6 protein-coding genes are annotated in these 19474 nt (G+C 69.9%); 5 read left to right on the forward strand and 1 reads right to left on the reverse strand.

What is annotated here, in order from left to right:
* The first annotated feature begins 425 nt into the window (after window positions 1–425).
* The 5 genes from WMF44_RS36165 to WMF44_RS36185 all read left to right on the forward strand — a co-directional run bounded on the left by WMF44_RS36165 (window position 426) and on the right by WMF44_RS36185 (window position 14016).
* Window positions 426–11480, forward strand: coding sequence for an amino acid adenylation domain-containing protein (locus WMF44_RS36165; RefSeq protein WP_437294595.1), 11055 nt, complete (start codon window positions 426–428; stop codon window positions 11478–11480).
* A gap of 329 nt (window positions 11481–11809) precedes the next feature.
* A complete protein-coding gene (locus WMF44_RS36170) occupies window positions 11810–12661 on the forward strand; it encodes a hypothetical protein (RefSeq protein ID WP_437294596.1) in 852 nt (283 codons plus the stop codon).
* A 164-nt stretch (window positions 12662–12825) separates the two neighbouring features.
* Window positions 12826–13116, forward strand: coding sequence for a hypothetical protein (locus WMF44_RS36175; protein ID WP_437294597.1), 291 nt, complete (start codon window positions 12826–12828; stop codon window positions 13114–13116).
* Between the two features lie 92 nt (window positions 13117–13208).
* Complete coding sequence (locus WMF44_RS36180) at window positions 13209–13613, forward strand: nucleotidyltransferase domain-containing protein (RefSeq protein WP_437294598.1); 405 nt, start codon at window positions 13209–13211, stop codon at window positions 13611–13613.
* Window positions 13597–14016, forward strand: a complete 420-nt coding sequence (locus WMF44_RS36185; protein ID WP_437294599.1) for a HEPN domain-containing protein — start codon at window positions 13597–13599, stop codon at window positions 14014–14016. Before WMF44_RS36180 ends, WMF44_RS36185 begins: the two co-directional genes overlap by 17 nt.
* A 224-nt stretch (window positions 14017–14240) precedes the next feature.
* Here the strand turns inward: WMF44_RS36185 and WMF44_RS36190 are convergent, their stop codons facing one another.
* On the reverse strand, window positions 14241–19304 hold the full coding sequence (locus WMF44_RS36190) for a protein kinase domain-containing protein (protein ID WP_437294600.1): 5064 nt from the start codon (window positions 19302–19304) through the stop codon (window positions 14241–14243).
* Window positions 19305–19474: the final 170 nt, after the last annotated feature.

Below are 19474 nucleotides of genomic sequence, written 5' to 3' on the forward strand. Positions count from 1 at the left end.
GGGAAGAGGACCAACTCAGCGTGAGACGGAAGCCGGATTTGTCTATCGGCCCACAAGAGCAGGCGCGAGGTCGGGATCCCGGAATCCAGACAAGGTCCATCAATCGCCAGCACCCGCATCCTCCCAAATACAAACTGGCGTGGTGGTGTCCATACTTCATACTGCGTAGCGCGTGCACCGCGCCCCTCGCGATGCGGCCGACATCGATTTAGCGTTTTTCTGCATTTTACAAGCTTTGGCCCAGCCTGGCGCCTGCTCCTCGTGCCCAGGTGACCAGGCGGCCCTGATGTCTGAAGAGCGTACGACAGATCAGCAAGCACGGTGTGCGCGCAGGTGTGCACGCGTCGAACGTCCGACGCGGCGCGCGGTTGCTCCACGCGCATCGATGCAATCGACCCCTATCAGCAACAAGGAGGTCATCCGCGATGAACGAAATTTCCTGTTCCCCGCTCTCTCTCGAGCAAGAACGTGCGTGGGTGCTCGCCCGGGGCCGAGACGCCACGCCGAGCTTGAACGAAGGGGGCGCGGCGTGGCTGGACGGCGAGCTGGATGTGCCCAGGCTGGTCCATGCCATCGAGAAGCTCACGAGGCGTCAGGCGATCCTGAGGACATCCTTTGCAGAGCACGAGGGGCAGCCGGTGCAGGTCGTCTCGCCGCGGGCGGACATCACCTTCCTCGAGGTGGATCTCGGCGCCGAAGGGCAGCCGGCCTCGGATGGAGCCGCGCTTGCGATGGCTCGGCGGGAGATCGCTCGGCCCCTCGATCTTGAGCGCGGCCCCCTCTGGCGCGTGAGCCTCATCCGGGTGCATCCAGGGCGCCACCTCATCGCGCTCGCCATGCATCCCCTCCTCTCGGATGGCAAACCGAGCGTGGCGCTGTTCTTTTCAGAGCTATTCGACGGCTATCATGGCGTCGAGCTGCCGGCGCCGCCGATAAGCTACCAGGACCACGCACGGCGGCAGCGGGAGCACAGGACCGCCGAGCTCCTCGACAAGCAGCTCGCGCGCTGGCGCCGCGAGCTCTCGGGAGCCCCCGAAGCGCTGGAGATCCGGACGGATCGGCCGCGGCCCGCGGTGCGGACCTTCGCCGGAGGTTCGGTGGAGCGCGCGCTCGATCGGGAGCTCGTGCGAGAGCTCCGCGCGCTGGCCCGGGAGGAGGACGTGGCGCTGTCCGCGGTCCTGCTCGCGGGAATGCACGCCGTGCTCCACCGCCATACCGGCCAGGACGACATCCTCATCGGCGTTCCGCTGTCCGGACGAGGCGAGCAGACCCAGGGCCTCATCGGGGCATTCGGCAATCTCGTGACCGTACGGGGCAGGCTGGGCGCGGATCCGAGCTTTCGCGCGCTCCTGCGCCAGGTGCGCTGCTCGCTGCAGGAGGGGAGCGAGAACGGGGATCTCTCCTTCACGTCTCTGGTCGAGCAGCGCTCGCTGCCGCGGGATCCAAGCCGCGCACCGCTCGTCCAGGTCATCTTCTCCAGCGCGCCGAGCACGCTGGAGCCGAAGCGAGGCGCGCTGCTCACACTGACGGAGGTGCCGCTCGAGGCGACCGAGGTCGCCTTCGAGCTCGCCGTCCGTGTCGACGAGAACGACGCGGGCCTCTTCGCGCGCGTCGATTACAATCGGGACCTCTTCGAGCGCGCGACGGTCGAGCGGCTGCTCGGGCACTGGGCGGTGCTGCTCCGCGGGGCGGCGGGCGACCCGGAGCTGCGCGTCTCGGAGTTGCCGGTCCTGACCGAGGAGGAGCGCCGCACGCTGCTCGCGTGGAACCGCGGCGAGGTGTTCGATGCGCCGCGCGATCGGGTGCACGAGCGGGTCGAGGCGCACGCCCGGCGCATCCCGTCCGCGGTGGCGGTGGTGTTCGAGCGGCAGCGTCTCACCTATGCCGAGCTGGATCGAAGGAGCAACCAGATAGCCCACCTCCTCCGGGAGAGCGGCGCGGGGCCCGAGGTCCCGATCGGCATCTGCCTGGAACGATCGCTCGAGATGATCGTGGCGCTGCTCGGCGTCCTCAAGTCCGGCGGCGCCTACGTCCCGCTCGATCCCTCTTATCCGGCGGACCGGCTCGCCTTCCTGCTCGAAGATGCCGGCGTCCCCGTGATCCTCACCGAGGAGCGCTTCACCTCCCGGCTCCGGAGCGGGAGCGCGAGGGTCGTGTGCCTCGACGCGGATCAGGCCATGATCGACCGGCAGCCGGTAAACAAGGTAGCGCCCGCGCCGAACGAGGGTCCGGAGAACCTCGCGTACATCATTTACACCTCGGGATCGACCGGGAAGCCCAAGGGCGTGATGGTCAGCCACGCCAACGTCCTTCGCCTGTTCGACACCACCGCCGGATGGTTCCGCTTCGGCGATCAGGACGTGTGGACGACGTTCCATTCGTTCGCCTTCGACATCTCCGTCTTCGAGATCTGGGGCGCGCTCCTCCACGGCAGCCGCCTCGTCGTCGTGCCGCGGCCGGTGATCCACGCGCCGCAGCTGTTCTACAGGCTCCTCGGCGAGGAGGGGGTGACGGTGCTCACCCAGACGCCGTCGGCGTTCCGCCTGCTCGTCCACGCCGAGGAGACGATCGAGCCGGAGGCCAGAGAGCGACTCGCGCTCCGGCTCGTGATCTGCGGCGGCGAGGCCCTCGACGTGACCGCGCTGAAGCCGTGGTGGGAGCGCCACGGCGACAGGGTGCCCGCGATCCTCAACCTCTACGGACCCACCGAGACAACCATGTTCGTCACCTACCGCCCTGTCGGCCTGTCCGATCTCGAGCGGCCCTGGTCGAGCAGGATCGGCCGCGCGGTCCCCGATACGCAGGTGCTCCTCCTCGATCGCAACCGCGCGCTCGTCCCGGTCGGCGTCCCCGGAGAGATCTACGTCGGCGGCGCGGGCCTCGCGCGCGGCTACCTCCACCGGCCCGAGCTCACGCAGGAGCGGTTCATCGAGCACCCGTTCAGCGACGACCCAGGCGCTCGCCTGTACAGGACAGGTGATCTCGCGAGCTACCTCCCGTCGGGAGACCTCGAGTACCTCGGTCGGGTCGACGACCAGGCGAAGATCCGCGGCCACCGCGTCGAGGTGGGCGAGATCGCGTCGGTGCTGGCCCAGCACCCCGAGGTACGCGAGGCCGTCGTTGTGCCGCGCGAAGACACGCCCGGGGAAACGACGCTCGTCGCCTATGCGGTCCCTCACCGGACGAGCCAGGGCGACCCGGCGAGCGACGAGCGCGCGCTGGCTCCGGCGCTCCTCGCCTTTCTCGAGAGCCATTTGCCGAGCTACATGGTCCCTTCCGCGATCGTGCTGCTCGCGTCGTTCCCCACCACGCCGAACGGGAAGCTCGACCGCAAGGCGCTGCCCGCGCCGAGCGGCGCTCGTCCGGAGCTCCGCCGCGCGCTCCTCGGGCCGCGCTCCGAGCTGGAAGAGGAGCTGGCGCAGCTCTGGAAGGAGCTCCTGCGCGTCGATCACGCCGGCGTGCACGACAGCTTCTTCGCGCTCGGCGGCGACTCGCTGCACGCGCTCCGGCTGTTTTCCCGCTTGCGCGGTGCCTTCGGGATCGACGTCACCTTCCAGCAGCTCTTCGCCCACCCGACCATCGCCGCGCTCGCGGCGCTGATCAGCGGAGAGGAGGGCGCCGCGGCTCGGGGCGATCAGGCCATTCCGAGAGGCGCCCGAACGGGAGCGATCCCCCTGTCGTTCGCGCAGGAGCGCATGTGGTTCCTCCACCGGCTCGCGCCGGAGAGCAGGGCCTACAATTGCTTCTGTCCCTTCCGCCTCGCCGGAGACCTCCACGTCCCTGCGCTCGACAGGAGCCTCCGTGAGCTCGTCCGCAGACACGAGATCCTGCGCACGGTCTATACGGAGCTCGACGGCCAGCCCGTCCAGATCGTCGCCGAGGACGCCGCCTTCCGGCTCGAGGTCGCGGATCTCCAGCACCTCTCCGGGGAGGAGCGCGAGGCCCAGGCGGAGCAGCACCTCTCGTCGGAAGCCCAGAGGATCTTCGATCTGAAGCGCGGCCCCGTCTTCCGCGCAGGGCTGCTCCGGCTCGGGCCCCGGGATCACGTGCTCTGGTTGCACATTCACCACATCGCCGTCGACGGTTGGTCGCTCGAGGTCGCTTACCGTGAGATCGCGGCGCTCTACGATGCCTTCTGCCGGGGGGCTCCGGCGGCGCTGCCGGACGCGCCGCTCCAGTACGCCGATTTCGCCTCGTGGCAGCGCGAGCAGATGACCGAAGAGGTCCTGTCGGAGCTGCTCGCCGGCTGGAAGAAGAGGCTCCTCGACGTGCCGCCCTTGCTCGAGCTGCCGAGCGATCACGTCCGGCCGGCGGTCCAGACCTTCCGCGGCGCGACCCTCCCGTTCCAGCTCGATCCGGAGGTCGGAAGGGCGGTCCGGGACCTCGGCGCGCGATACGACGTGACCGTGAACATGGTCCTCCTGGCCGTGTTCGCCGTCCTGCTCCACCGCACCACGCAACGCGACGACCTCCTTGTCGGCCTGCCGAGCGCGGGCCGGGATCACGCCGATCTGGAGGCGGCGATCGGCTTCTTCGTCAACGTGGTCCCCATCCGGATCGACGTCTCCGGCGGGCCGTCGTTCGAGGAGCTGCTCCGCCGCGTGAGGGGCGTGTGCCTGGACGCCTACGCGCACGACGGGCTCCCGTTCGAGCGGCTCGTCCAGGAGCTCCAGCCGGAGCGCGACCCGAGCTACAGCCCGCTCGTGCAGATCGTGTTCGCGCCGCAGCCGCCCGCGGAGCGCGAGCTCCACCTCGGCGGGATCGAGGCGCGCGCCATCGCCACGGACACGAGGAAGACGATCTTCGACGTCTCGCTCTATGCCTGGGAGAGCGCCGGCGGCGTCGCCGGGATGCTGGAGTACAGCACCGACCTCTTCGAGCGGGCGACGATGGAGCGGATGTTGAGCCACCTCTTCACGCTCATCGCCGCCGCGACCTCGGACCCCGCGCGCTCCGTCTCGTCGATGCCGCTGCTCCCGGAGCGCGAACGGCGCCGGCTGCTGGTCGACTGGAACGACACCGGCGCCGATTTCCCTCGCGACCTTTGCGTCCTGGGTCTGTTCGAGGAGCAGGCGGCGCGCGCGCCGCACGCCGCCGCTGTCGTTTCCGATCGCGGCTCGCTCACGTACGGGGAGCTCGATCGCCGGGCGAACCAGCTCGCGCGCCGCCTTCTCGAGCTGGGCGTCGCGCCCGATACCCTGGTCGCGATCTGCGCGGAGCGCTCGCTGGAGATGGTGGTCGGGATCCTCGGGGTCCTCAAGGCGGGCGCGGCGTATCTCCCTGTGGACGCGGAGATCGCGAGAGAGCGGCTGGCGTTCCTCCTCGAGGACTCCGGGGCGCCGGTGCTCCTCACGCAGGAGCACATCGCCGATCGCCTCCCGCCGTTCGCGGGCGCGGTGATCCGCGTCGACGCCGACTGGCCGGAGATGGCGGCGCGCGACGACTCGCCCCCTCCGGTGTGCGCGGGCCCCCGGGATCTGGCCTATGCCATCTACACGTCGGGCTCGACCGGCCGCCCGAAGGGCGTGCTCGTGGAGCACCGGAGCCTCATGAACCTGGTCGCGTGGCACGTGCGGCGCTTCGCCGTCACCTCCGCGGATCGCGCGACCCTCGTCGCGAGCCCTGGCTTCGACGCGTCGGTATGGGAGCTCTGGCCGTACCTGTGCGCGGGAGCGTGCCTGTTCATCCCCGGGGAGCCGCTCCGCCGCTCCCCGGACGAGCTGAAGGCGTGGCTCCTCGCGCGAGGGATCACCGTCTCGTTCTTGCCGACGCCGGTGGCCGAGGAGCTCCTGCGCCTCGACTGGCCTGCTTCCGCCGCGCTCCGGTGCCTGCTCACCGGAGGAGACAAGCTCCGCGTCTGGCCAGGCGCGGGGCTCCCCTTCGAGGTCGTGAACAACTACGGTCCGACCGAGGGGACCGTCGTCGCGACCGCCTGTGTCGTGCCGAGGGCGCGGCCGAGCGGCGGGGCTGCGACCCTCGACCCGTCGATCGGCCGCCCCATCGACAACATGCGGGTTTACCTCCTCGATCCGCGCGGCGAGCTCGTGCCGGTGGGCGTCCCCGGCGAGCTTTACCTGGGAGGCGCCGGCGTCGCCCGCGGGTACCTGAACCGGCCCGAGCTCGACGAAGCGAGGTTCCTCCCCGACCGATTCGCGGACGAGCCGGGCGCGCGCATGTACCGCACCGGCGATCGCGCCCGGTGGCTCGCTGACGGAAACATCGAGTTCCTGGGGCGGGTCGACAACCAGGTGAAGATCCGCGGCTACCGTATCGAGCTCGGCGAGATCGAGGCCGTGCTGCGAGAGCACCCCGCCGTGGAAGAGGCCGTCGTTGTGGCGCGGGAAGATGCGCCGGGCAACAAGCGGCTCGTCGCCTACGTCATCCCTCGCCTCGATGAGGGCGGCGCCGCGGATCAGGCCCCGGCCCTGCAAGAGGAGCACGTCTCGGCGTGGCAGGCGCTGTACGACGGCACCTACGGGAAGGCCGGCGCCGGCGTGGATCCGGACTTCAACATCACGGGCTGGAACAGCAGCTACACCGGAGAGCCCATCGACGCCGGAGCGATGCGCGCATGGCGGGATCACACGGTCGAGCGGATCCTCTCGTTCCAGCCGCGCCGGGCATGGGAGATCGGCTGTGGGACGGGGCTCCTGCTCCTGCAGCTGGCCCCGCAGTGCGCCGCGTACCTGGGGACCGATTTCTCGGAGAAGGCGATCTCGCTGCTCCGCCCCGAGCTCACGCGCGGCACGCTCTCGCATGTGTCGCTGCAGCGCCGGGAGGCGAACGACTTCGGCGGTGTCGAGCCGGGCAGCTTCGACGTGATCGTCCTGAACTCGATCGTCCAGTATTTCCCCAGCGCCGATTACCTGCGCGCGGTGATCGAGGGCGCCGTGCGCGCGGCGGCGCCCGGCGGCGTCGTGTTCCTTGGCGACATCAGGAGCCTTCCCCTGCTCGAGGCGTTTCACACCTCGGTGCAGCTTCACCGCGCGCCCGCGAGCGTGACCTCGGCCGAGCTCGTTGCCCGGGTGCGGCGGGCGGCCCTCGGCGAGGAAGAGCTCGTCCTCGCGCCCGAGTTCTTTCACGCGCTGCCCGGCCAGGTCCCGGGCGTGGAGCACGTGGAGTGCTGGCTCAAGCGGGGTTCGGGCGCCGACGAGATGACGCGCTTTCGCTATGACGTGGTCCTGCACGTGGGCGTGGCGCCCGAGCCCATCGCCATCGGCCGATCCCTGGACTGGGCGCCCTCGGAGGGCCTCGCGGGCGTCGAGCGAGCGCTGCGCGAGGCGGGCTCCGGCGCGCTCTTGGTCCTGGGGATCCCGAACGCGCGCGTGGTCGCCGACGTGGTCGCCGCGAGCCGGCTGCGGGAAGGGGGCGACGCCGAGCTGGACCGCGCCGCTATCGCTGCTCGGAGCGCGGCGGCCGCGATCGAGCCGGAGGCGCTGTGGGCGCTCGGCGCGCGCCTCGGCTGCTCGGTCCGGATCACCGCGTCGAGGACCTCGGGCCCAGGCTGCATGGACGTGCTCTTCGAGCGTACGGTCGAACGCTCGGTCGAACGCTCGGAGGGCGGCGGCGGCGCGCCGCGGCCGCGCGTCTGGGTCCAGGCGCGGCCCGGGGAGATCTCGCCGACCCTGTCGCTCGCGAACAGCCCTCTCCGGAGGCAGAAGGCGCGCGTCATGCCTGAAGGCCTGCGCGAGCTCGCCGCGGCGAAGCTCCCCGATTACATGGTTCCGGCCGCCTTCGTGAAGCTCGACGGGCTGCCGCTCACGGCGAACGGGAAGGTCGATATCGCGGCCCTCCCGGCCGACGATCGCGCGAGACCCGAGCCGCGGGCGGAGCCGCCCGCGCCCGCCTCGAACATCGAGGTGATCGTCTCCGAGATCTGGCGCCAGGTGCTCGGCGCCGACGAGGTCGGCCTCGACGATCCTTTCTTCGAGATCGGCGGTCACTCGCTGCTCCTCGCCCGGGTCCGCGCGGGGATCCGGGCGCGGCTCGGCGAGGACGTGCCCCTCATGGAGCTGTTCCAGTACCCGACGATCCGCAGCCTCTCTGCACGTCTGAAGAGGGGCTCTCGGGCGGCCGCCCCGGGAGAGAGCGCGGCCTCCGGGCGCGGGCGCGGCGCCGCGGCTTCCGCGACCGAAGCGCCCGCGCGGGAGGCGCTCCCCGAGAACGCCATCGCCATCATCGGAATGGCGGGTCGCTTCCCGAAGGCGCGCAGCGTCGACGCGCTGTGGTCGATGCTCGAGGGCGGGGGCGAGGGGATCTCCTTCCTTTCACCCGAGGAGCTGAAGGCGCTCGGCGTGGAGTCGGAGCTCTACCGGTCGCCCGGGTTCATCCCTGCGGCCGGCGTGGTCGAGGACGCCATGTGCTTCGACGCCGCGTTCTTCGGCTACAGCGCGCAGGACGCCGTGCTCATGGACCCGCAGCAGCGCGTCTTCCTCGAATGCGCCTGGGAAGCGATGGAGAGCGCCGGCTACGACCCGCTCGCCTACCCGAAGCCGATCGGCGTGTTCGCCGGGAGCGACGCGCCGAGCTACTGGATCGAGCAGGTCGGGCCGCTTCCGGCCGCGCCGAACTCGGAGCACCACCGGATCTATACCGGGAACGTGACCGACTCCCTGACCACGCGCGTGGCCTACAAGCTGGGGCTCCGGGGGCCCGCGGTGAGCGTCATGACGGCCTGTTCGACGTCGCTCGTCGCCGTGCACCTCGGCTGCCAGAGCCTCCTCACCAGGGAGAGCGACATGGTCCTCGCGGGAGGCGTCGGCATCCTCACGCCGAAACGGATCGGCTATCTCTACGAGGAAGGCCGGGTCACCTCGCCCGACGGCCATTGCCGGCCCTTCGACGCCGAGCCGAGCGGCATCGTGGCGAGCAGCGGTGTCGGCCTCGTCGTCCTCAAGCGGCTGAAGGACGCGCTGGACGACGGCGACACGATCCACGCCGTGATCCGCGGCTCCGCCGTCACCAACGACGGCGCGCTCAAGGTGGGTTACACGGCGCCGAGCCTGGAGGGGCAGATCGAGACCCTCGCGCGGGCCCACGCCGCCGCCGGCGTGAGCCCGGAGAGCATCACGTACGTGGAGGCGCACGGCGCGGGCACGCGGCTCGGCGATTCGATCGAGGTGGCCGCGCTGGCGCGGGTGTTCCGGAAGGCGACCGATAAGGTCGGCTTCTGCGCGCTCGGCTCGGTGAAGAGCAACCTCGGCCACCTCCGCGCGGCGAACGGGGTGACCGGCCTCATCAAGGCGGCGCTCTCGCTGGAGCGCGAGCTCATCCCCGGGACGCTCCATTTCCGCCGGCCGAGCCCCGAGATCGAGCTCGCGAGCAGCCCGTTCTTCGTCAACGCCGCGCCGCGCGCGTGGAAGCGCGGCGGAGCCCCGCGCCGCGCCGCGGTGAGCGCCTTCGGCATCGGCGGCACGAACGCGCACGCCGTTCTCGAGGAGGCGCCGGAGAGGGCGCCGTCCGGCCCGTCCAGGCGCTGCCAGCTGCTCGTCGTCTCCGCGAAGACGCACGCCGCGCTCGAGAGGAGCACCGATCGGCTGGCCGAGCACCTGCGGCGCGCGCCGGAGAGCTCGCTCGCCGACGTCGCGTTCACGCTGCAGCGCGGCAGGGTGCCCTTCGCGCACCGCCGCGCGGTGGTGTGCGCGGATCCGGCCTCGGGCGCGGCCTGCCTCGATCGACGCGACCCCGCCCGCGTCTTCACGCAGGTCGCCGGCAAGCGGCCGCCGGAGGTCGTCTTCATGTTCCCCGGCGCGGGCGCGGCGCATGCCGGCATGGGGCGCGAGCTCTACCTGCACGAGCGCGCCTACCGCGAGAGCATCGACGAATGCGCCGAGCTCTTCCGCCGCGAGCTGTCGGTGGACCTCCGCGACTGGCTCTTTCCCGAGGCGCAGGGGCGCGCCCGCCGCGACGCGGAGATCGGCGCTCCGCGCTTCAGCGCGGCCGCGGCCGCCCTCTTCTCGACCGAGGTCGCCCTGGCGCAGCTCCTGATGTCGTGGGGGATCCGCCCGGCCGCGCTGTTCGGGCATGGCGTGGGCGAGGTCGCCGCCGCGTGCGTCGGCGGCGCGCTCTCGCTCGACGACGCGGTCGCGCGGGTCGCGCTGCGCGGGCGCGCGGAGGAGGAGGCCACGAGCTCCGCTGAACTCGACGATCGCATCACCGCGCTGCTCGCGTCGGCCGACCGCGCCCTCCTCGAGGTCGGGCCCGGCTCCACCCTGGCCTCCGTGGCGTCGCGGCACCCGGACGCGGAGCGACGGGTGGCGACCACCCTGGCGGGCCCTGGCGAGGGCGCCGGCGACCTCGAGGTGTTGCTCGCCGCGGTGGGCCGGCTCTGGTGCGCCGGCGTCGACGTGGACTGGGCCGCGTTCTCCCGGGACGAGCGCCGGAGGCGCGTGCCGCTCCCCACGTACCCGTTCGAGCGCGTCGCTCACGTGCTCGACACCCGCTGCACCGTGGGCCCGGCCACGGTGCGATCCCTGCCGCCGAAGATCTGGAATCCGCCGGCGTCCTCCGGTCCTCCCTCGGTCGCGGTGCTCACCGAGCGCGTCCGGGAAGCGCTGCCTCCGAGCTCGCAGGCGCCCCTGAGCCCCGCGATGACGCAGCGGAGCGGGAGCGCGGCGGTCCTCACGGCGAGGCGCGCTGCCGGACAGCTCCTCGTCTCGCTGCAGGCGGGGGCGCCGGACGCCACGCCGCTGTTCCTGATCCCGCCGCTCGGCGGCACGGTCCACCTCTATCGCCCCCTGGTGCAGCGCCTGGGCAGCGAGCAGCCCGTCCACGGGATTCAACCCACCGGGGCGGATCCGAGCGAGCCGGGTTTCGCGAGCGCAATGTCCGTCCCCGCGATCGCCGCCCGGTACGTGGAGGAGATCCTGAGCGTTCGCCCCGAGGGGCCGTATCTCCTGGGCGGGCATTCGGCGGGCGGCGTCGTCGCGTACGAGATGGCGCAGCAGCTGCTCGCGCAGGGGCGCAAGGTGCCTTTGCTGCTGCTGCTGGACACGGGCGGCGTGCAGGGAGCGAGCGACCGCTCTCCGGCGAGCGCCCTGGCCCACGAGATGGCGAAGATCCAGGCGATCGCGTCGCCGAGATACCGCGGCTTCATGGCGGCCATGGAGGACGACGCGCGGCTCCGCGCCGAGGTCACGGGCACGTGGCAGGCGCTCACGAGCTACGCGCCGCAGCCGACGGACGCCAGCGTCCTGTTCCTGCGCGCGCGGGAGCAGATCAGCCCGGAAGACGCGGTCGCCGTCCATGCCTGGATGGACCTCGCGCGAGGGGAGTTTGCGCTCCAGGTGGTGCCTGGCAACCATTTCACGATGATGGATCCGCCCCACGTCGCGCACGTCGCCCGCGCGATCCAGCAGCGCATCGCGGCCACGGTGAGGCCCGCGCTCGCCGACCCGCTGGAGGGGCGGGCGCTCCGGAGGTCGAGGGCCAGGCCGCTCGGCGCGGAGAGCGGGCCCGAGAGCGGGCCGCCGTCGCACTGAGCTGTACCGCGTTGCCTGGGCTCGTCCCGAGTTCGGCAGGAGGTCTTGCCGAGCCGCCCGGCTCGGTATGTGTCCGGCAACCTTCCGATGAGGCGGCCCACGCCGCGTCACCCATGCGCGACGCCTCCGGCTGCGCGTCCGCCGCCCCCCGGCCCCCCGGAAAGCGGCGACTGCCGCCGGTGTTGGACGGATCTACCTTATGGCGCTGGACAGCCTTTGGGCCTTGCGGCGCAGAGCCGATCCGTGAGAGGTTTCGTGGGGTGGATCACGGTGGGCGGCGGGCTAGACAGACCTTGTCCGGCGGCTTCGGTTGGCCAATCGACTGATAGTTGAGCAGGTCTGTAACCGCGGGCGCGGCCTGTACCATTTATCAGCGCTTCCGCTCCCGTGGGCTGAACCAGGCGGCAATGCGGCGGCGACATACCACGAGACCTCCCATTCTCTATACCTCGCTCCGCCTTCGCGGCACGGGCGAATACGTCGTCGAGGTACCGATCGACCCCGCGCGCTTTACTGCGGACTCTGCATATTCACATTTCCATCGACGCGATACGTATCTTTTTGTTGCCGGCTTCGTCGGATCGGTCAATGATACTACTGTAACTATTCTCCCGTGCGTGGTCGCATCCGCGATCGATGCGTGCACCTCTCCTCTCGGGCTCGACATCTTGCCTGTAATCCTCGAAGAGCACGTGGATACGATTGATTCGTTCAGTCTTGTGCGGCGTGAACCCCGGCCGCCACAAACTGCCTTGAGCGCGCTGGCTGCCGTTCCAGAAGCTGAAGTAAAGGCCGCCTTTGGGAAGATCCTCGACGAGCCGACGGTTCCGAAGGACTGGGGTGGGAAAAAGAGTGACCTGTACTCTGCGCACGTCATCATACGTGGAGCGCGCCGAAGTGCGGCATTCATGTTCAAGGGCCCGTCTAAGCCTGGACCTATGACGCTCGCCCACCTCGGCAAGAACGGCGATCAACTTCTTCGACTTTCCACCGAGCCGGCAGAACTGCTCGTACTACAGCACTGCGACGAGGTAACCCTGCCGGTGCGTGAATTTCTGCGCGTTCTCGCGAACCAAATTGCCCGCCTGCGACGACACTGCGTGGTGGATGGGTATGACACCATTCGCCTTCTGCGCGCATACTCGCAATGCGGGTTCACCCCGACCGGCCATTTACCATGAAACGGGAGGCATCTCTGCCCAACAAGGGGCTGGTGACCGACCCGTGGGTGCGCTTCACGCACCCACGGGCGGCACAGCCCCCAGCCGTTGGGCGGACGAGGCATCACCGCACGATGCGCGGTGGCGCCTCATCTGTCATGTCACGTAGACCCGGAAGGTAGACCATGCCTGGAAAACGACGACAACCCGCCCATCGCGCCATCATCTACGGCGGCATCCTGGGTGGCATGAGCAACGAGCGCGTCAACCAACTACTGCGCGAGGTCAACGAACGTCCGTTGCCGCCATCGAGCTACCATGCGATCCGGAAGCACTATGTCCCCTACTTCGAGAAGGACATGAGCAGGCTCGGCGCGGCCATCGAGAGTCCGCCTACGTACGCCGCGCTGAAGAAGGCGGGCGAGACCATCCCGGCCAACGTTGGTCCTGATGACGACGCCGCCGATGACGAGTGACCCTGAACCGGCGCCGTGGCCCGCATTGTGCTGTCAGGCGGTTGCGTGGCGCGCGGCGAGCTGGTAGGAGCCTCACATCTGAGGGGAATCCGATGGCACCGAGGACGTTGCAGAGCAAGAAACGCCGCGCCGGGGCGACGGGTTCGTTGCCTCGCGCCGGTGAGCCTGCTGCCGCGACCGACCTCCGCCCGATCGTGCCCTTGGTTGAGCGGATCATCGCCCGCTTGGCGCCCGAAGAAATCTGGCTCTTTGGCAGCCGGGCCGAGGGGCGTGCGCGCCCCGACAGCGACTACGATCTGCTCGCGGTGCTCTCCGATGACGCGCCCGATTCGGCCCTGGATCTCATGAAGGCATGGGAGCTTACGTGCGGGCTGGGGGTCCCGGCTGATCTCGTCCCCTGCACCAGATCAGACTTCGAGGCGGATAAGGACGAGGTCGGCACGCTCGCACGTGCAGCATATCATCGAGGTAGGCGCATCTATGAGCGGCGAGCGTAGTCGCGGCACGGACCGGAAGAAGGAGAGGCTCAAGGCACTCCTCCACCTCACGGAGGAGGATACGAAGGCCGCGAAGCTCCTCGCCGCGCATGACAACCATTATGCGGCCTACCACTGCCAGCAGGCGGCCGAGAAACTTATCCGCGTGCTCCTCCTCTTCCACAACATTGAGCCTGGCCTCGATCATCACCTCGATGTCCTCGTCGCCAAGCTCCCGGAGACCGAGCCCCGGAAGACCAAACTGGCACCTTTGCATAAGTATACGCCTTATGCGACGACCTACCGCTATGCGACGTCCGGTGGTCGCGTTCCAACGTCTCCGGATCCAAAAGGTGTAGCGACGGATGCTGCGCATATCTCTGCACTTATCGCGGAAGCGCAGAAGCAGTTTGTAGGAGGTTGAAGTCGCGCAAAGGCGGCCCAACAACGGCGAGGCGATGGGTCGGCCGGCGCGAGCTCCCCGGCACCCGGGTTCGCCGGTTGGGCGCACGTTGGGGCGATGCCTTCTGAGGCGATGCGATACGCCGTCACGCCCCTCCAAATCCCGGGGATCCGCACGAGCGCGCCGGTTTGGCACCAAATCGATCCTGGATGGGGCAACGCGCTATCACGCCCCCCGGCCGCTCCTCACCGCGCGCGCGCTCCGAGGGGCGCGCCGCGGCCCCCCACCCGCTGCAGGGCGTAGGCGATGCCGCTCTGGAGCGTCCCCTGCGTGACCACCGCGCCGAGGTCGATCTGCAAGCGAATGAGCGTCTGGGCGACGTCCGGGCGGATGCCCGTGATCACCGCCTGCGCCCCGAGCAGCCGGAGGGCGACGGCGGCGTTCATCAGGGTGCACGCGACGTCGCCGTCGACCGTCCTCACGCCGGTGATATCGATGATCACGACCTCGGCGCCGCTCGATTCGACCCCCTGGAGCGCCGTGAAGAGGACCTGCTCCGCCCGCTGCCGGTCCATCATCCCGATGAGCGGCATGACCATGATCCGGTCGGTGATCGGGATGATGGGCGTGGAGAGCTCCGCCAGGCGGGCGCTCTGCACGCGGATGATCTCCTCCTGGAGCTCGGCGCGCGCGTGCTCGCTCCGCTCCCGCGCCGAGAACTCGACCCTGAGCTGCTCCTCGGCGAGGCGCAGCGACTCCGTGCGCCTGTGCAGGTTCGCGTAGAGCACGGCGTTCTCCACCGCGGTCGCCGCCTGCGCCAGGAGGAGCTTCGAGAGCTCCAGCCGGGCCGGCGTGAACACGTTGGTCGCCGTGTCGTTCTCCAGGTAAAGAACGCCGTTCGCGCGCCCCTGGTGCACCATCGCCAGGCAGAGGATCGATCTCGGGTTGTGCGCGGCGACGTACGCATCCGCGGCGAAGCGAGGCTCATGGCTCGCGTCCGCGAGGACCACCGGCTGCATCGTCCTCGCGACGTACTGCACGATCGAGGCGGGGACCTCGTCGCTGCCCTCGACGGGGAGCAGCAGGCCGACCCGCACAGCGCTCGGATCCACGGTGATCGACGCCTCGATCATCAGCTGATGATCGCGCTCCAGGACGAGGACCCCCTTCTTCGCGCCGGCGTTCTGGATCGCGATGTCGAGCAGCCGGCTGACAACGCTCTCGAGGACGACCTCGCCGGCGATCGCCTGAGCGGCCCGGATGACCGCCTCGACGTCGAGCACGCTGGTGCTGAGCCTCGTCGTCGAGGTGGTCTGGACCGCGGCCCGGGCGTGCTCCAGCATGCCAGGCGGCGCCGACGTGAGCGCGACCTTCTGCACGAGCTGCGGCGCCTCGGCCGCCAGGCGCTCCGCCTTGGCGATCGCCCCCCACTGCATGTAACCGTGGTGGGCGTCGGTCAGGTGGGCGCGCGCGCTCCGGGTGAGGCCGTTCGCATGGTGGAACTTCCCGGCGAGCTCGCTCGCCAGCGCCTGGTCGCGCGTGAACCCGGCCTCCTCGGCGCCCTCGATCGCCCTGTCGTAGAGCTGCGCCACGGCGTGCCGGTCGCCGCCCGAGATGCGCGCGATCTCCGCCTCGGCGAGGAGATGCTTGTGCGCGTAGCTCCGGGGGCAGAGCTCGGCCCAGCGGGCGAGCTTCTCCCGGTGCGCCGACAGCGCCGCCACGAGCCGCTCCTTCTCGGAGGCCGGCGCGCCGTCGCACGAGGCGGCGAGGATCAGGCACGAATAGAAGACGAGCTCGGTCGCCCAGAAGTTGTTCACGCAGCCGGCGGTCATCTTCTCCGCGGCGGCCATGAGCGATCGCGCGGCGCCGTGGTCGCCGTGGAGATAGGCCAGCTGGACCTTTTGCGTGTGGTACCACGCAGCCACATAGCTGAGCTCCGGGACCGAGACCGTGCTGGCGAAGGCGGCCTCGTCGAAGGTGTCGTCGCTCAGGGTGTGCGTCCCGGCGGTGCCCCCCGTGAGGTTCGCGACGACCTGCCTTGCGCACGTGAGGATGAGCGTCGTGAGCTTGTCGTTCGTCTTCCGCATGAGCGCGAGATCCTGCTCGATCTCGCCGGCCACCGCGCCGAGATCGTCGCCGAGGCTCAGGCTCGCCGAGATCATGTGAATGCAGCAGTACGACGCGTACGCCAGATCGCCCGACTCGAGGCCGGCCTGCCGGGAGCGGGCCAGGAGCTTCACCGTGTCCCGGAGCGGCTCGAAGAAATGGAGAATGCACGCGAAGGTCATGAGGAGCATGCACGTGATGCGCTGGTTGGGGATGCGCTCGTTCAGCTCGATACCGACCCTGGCGAACTGGTAGGCTTCCTTGTACCGGTCGCCGGTGGTCCTCGGCTCGAAGACGCCGTCGATCAGGAGCGCCGCATAGAGCACGCACGCGTACGCCGTGGTGCTCGAGGTGCCGCACTCCACCGCGAGGTTGATCTGCATGATGAGCGTGAGCGGACCGAGCACCGGCAGCCCGAGCGCGGAGGCGGGCTGCGTCAGGTCGGCGAGGAGACGGAGGATGGTCAGCTTCTCTTTATCGGCGACGGTGGGCAGCCCCAGGAGAGCGGAGATCGGGCGGCTCGCGAGGTGGGCCTGCATCGCCTCGAGCTCTCTGCCGAGCAGCGCGCGCTGCTCCTCGGCCGCCGCGGGGATGTCGACCCCGAGCAGCGCGAGCGCCTCGAGGCCGCACCGCACGACCTCGGAGAGGTCGCCGCGCATCAGGTGGAACGACATGCGCAGGTTGCGGACCTGCGCGCCGTCCAGCGGGGATCTCGCGTGTTCGAGGAGCACGTCGAACAGCCGCTCGCCGGCGTCGAACCGGCCTGTCAGGCAAAGGCACTCCGCGAGCCCGGTGGTCAGCGCGAAGGTGAGCTCGTGCCGCTCGTCCCAGCGCTCCGGGCCGAGCGCGCTCGTGCCGGCCTCGAAGTAGCTCGCGGCCGCCTCGTACGCCGCGCCGGCCTTCGCCCTCCTGCCCGCCTCGAGGTTCAGGCGCGCCAGCGCGACGCGCTCTTCCGGATCGGTGATCCGCGGCATACCGAGGTTCATGTGGGTCGCGACCTCGAAGACCTCACCCTCCATGCCGCCGGGGTCGCTGTCCGCGAGCAGGAGCCGCCCGATCTGGAGGTGGATCTCCTGCTTGCGGGGCTCGTCGAGGAGCCGATAGGCCGCTTGCTGGACCCGGTCGTGCAAGAACCGGTAGGCGGCGTCGAGCGCGAGCTCCGGCTCGTCCGCCTCGCCGGTCATCGCGCCGCCCAGGGCCGCGTCGAAGAACCTGGAGTCGGCGCCGACGGCGAGGATCAGCCCCTCGCGGAGCGCCGCCGACAGCTCGCCTGCCACCTCGCGGCGCGGCCTGTCGGCCACCCTCGCCAGCGTCTTCAGGTCGAAGCGATAGCCGATGCACGCGGCGAGCGTGAGGGTGCGCTGCGCGCGTCCGTCGAGCTCCAGGAGCCTGCCCGCCATGAAGTCGACGACGTTGTCCGTGACCTTCATCCGCTGGATGCGCGGCAGATCCCAGGTCCACTCGCGCCGGGCCGGATCGAAGGAGACGAGCTTCTCGGCGTGCAGCGCCCTCATGAACTGGTTCATGAAGAACGGGTTGCCGTGCGTCTTGCTCATCACATGGCGCGCGAGCGGCTCGGCCCGCTCGGGATCGCAGGAGAGCGTGTCGGCGAGGAGCCGCGTCACGACGGGGAGCTCGAGCGGCTTGAGGTCGATGTCGCCGACGGCGACCCCGGCCTTGCGCAGCTCCCCCAGGGTGATCGAAAACAGGTGGCTCTCGTCGACCTCGTTGTGGCGATACGCGCCGATCACGAGGAAATGCTTGATCTCCGGCTCGATCAGGAGCTGCTCGAGCAGCTTGAGCGAGGCCGGATCCGCCCATTGCAGGTCATCGAGGAAGACGACGAGGGGGTGCTCCTGGGCGGGGATGGCGCTGCAGAACTTCCGGAACGCGAGGTGGAAGCGAGCCTGCGCCTCGGTCGGTCCGAGCGGCTCGACGCCGGGCTGGGGGCCGAGGAGGAGCTCGAGCTCGGGGATGAGGTCGACGAGGTGCTGGCCGTTCTGCCCGACGGCGTTCGCGATGCGCTCCTTCCACAGCGCGAGCGCCTCGGCGGGCTCGGTCAAGAGGGCTCGGACGAGCTCCCGGAAGACATGCGCCACGGCCGCGTAGGGGACGGTCCGGTTGATCTGGTCGAACTTGCCAGCGACGATGTACCCCTTGCCCTGCGCGATCGATTTCTGGATCTCGCCGACGAGGAGCGACTTGCCGATACCGGCGTGGCCGGACACGAGGAGCAGCTCGCTCGCGCCCTGGCTGACGCGCCGCCACGCGCCTTCGAGGACCGCGAGCTCCGCCTCGCGGCCGTAGGCCTTCTGCGGGATCCGGAGCGCGTCCACGTAATCGTGGCGCCCGAGCACGAACGGCTCGATCGCCGACGCCGCCTCGAGCTGCGTGAGGCAATCGGCGAGATCCATCCGGAGCCCGTAGGCGCCCTGGTACCGATCATCGGGGCTCTTCGCCAGGAGCTTCATGATGATGTCAGAGACGGAGCGCGGTACGTCGGGCGAGACCCGCGCCGGCGGCGGCGGGAGCCTGGCGATGTGGCAATGCACGAGCTCCAGGAGGTCCTTCGTCGGGAAAGGGAGCTTGCCCGTCACCATCTCGTACAGGGTGACCCCCAGGGAGTAGAGGTCCGTGCGCAGGTCGATAACGCGGTTCATCCGCCCGGTCTGCTCCGGCGACATATACGCCAGGGTGCCCTCGAAGGCGGCGGGGCTCCTCGGCCGCTGCGCCTCCTGGGAGAGGCGGGTGGCGCTGCCGAAGTCCATGATCTTGGCGTTCCACGTGGACGGTTCGACGATGATGTTCTGCGGCTTGATGTCCATGTGAACGGCCCCGCCCCGATGAATGGATTCGAGCGTGCTCGCGATGGATACCGCGATCCGGAGCGCGTCTTCGAGGGTGAGGGAGCGTGCCGTGATGAGCTCATGGAGCGTGCAGCCCCCGGCGTCTTCCATGATGAGCGCCAGGCTCGCCCCGATCTTCACGATGCCCAGGACGTGAACCACGCCGGGCAGCGCGAGCTCCTTGGCGATGGCGTACTCGTAGCGAAGCCTCGCGACCTCGGCCGGCGCTGGGCGCTCGTTCCTGAGGCGCTTGACCGCGACAGGGGCCCGGTCCTCGTTGCGGTATCCTCGGTACACGGTCGACGCAGCGGATTCGTGGATGATGCCTGTCAGGGTATACCCGGGGATACCGATCATGGACCAGTTGTAGAGCCCTTCTGTGCGCTGTATCAAGCGGTCCGCACGGCCATTCGAGGGAAATCCGCCGCGGCGCCGCCGTGCTCTCCAACCCGGGTGCAGCCCGTCCACAATGTGCGGGCGTGAAGCTGATCTCGGAGCGCGCCGTGCCCGGCGTGCGCGGCGAACGG

Origin of the sequence: Sorangium sp. So ce426 (genome assembly GCF_051475585.1) — a bacterium.
Taxonomy (GTDB): Bacteria; Myxococcota_A; Polyangia; order Polyangiales; family Polyangiaceae; genus Sorangium; species Sorangium cellulosum_B.

Coding starts and splice junctions, on each gene's coding strand:
- WMF44_RS36185 (WP_437294599.1), top strand. CDS start 13,597: ATGAGCGGCGAGCGTAGTCGCGGCACGGACCGGAAGAAGGAGAGGCTC.
- WMF44_RS36165 (WP_437294595.1), top strand. CDS start 426: ATGAACGAAATTTCCTGTTCCCCGCTCTCTCTCGAGCAAGAACGTGCG.
- WMF44_RS36190 (WP_437294600.1), bottom strand. CDS start 19,304: ATGATCGGTATCCCCGGGTATACCCTGACAGGCATCATCCACGAATCC.
- WMF44_RS36180 (WP_437294598.1), top strand. CDS start 13,209: ATGGCACCGAGGACGTTGCAGAGCAAGAAACGCCGCGCCGGGGCGACG.
- WMF44_RS36175 (WP_437294597.1), top strand. CDS start 12,826: ATGCCTGGAAAACGACGACAACCCGCCCATCGCGCCATCATCTACGGC.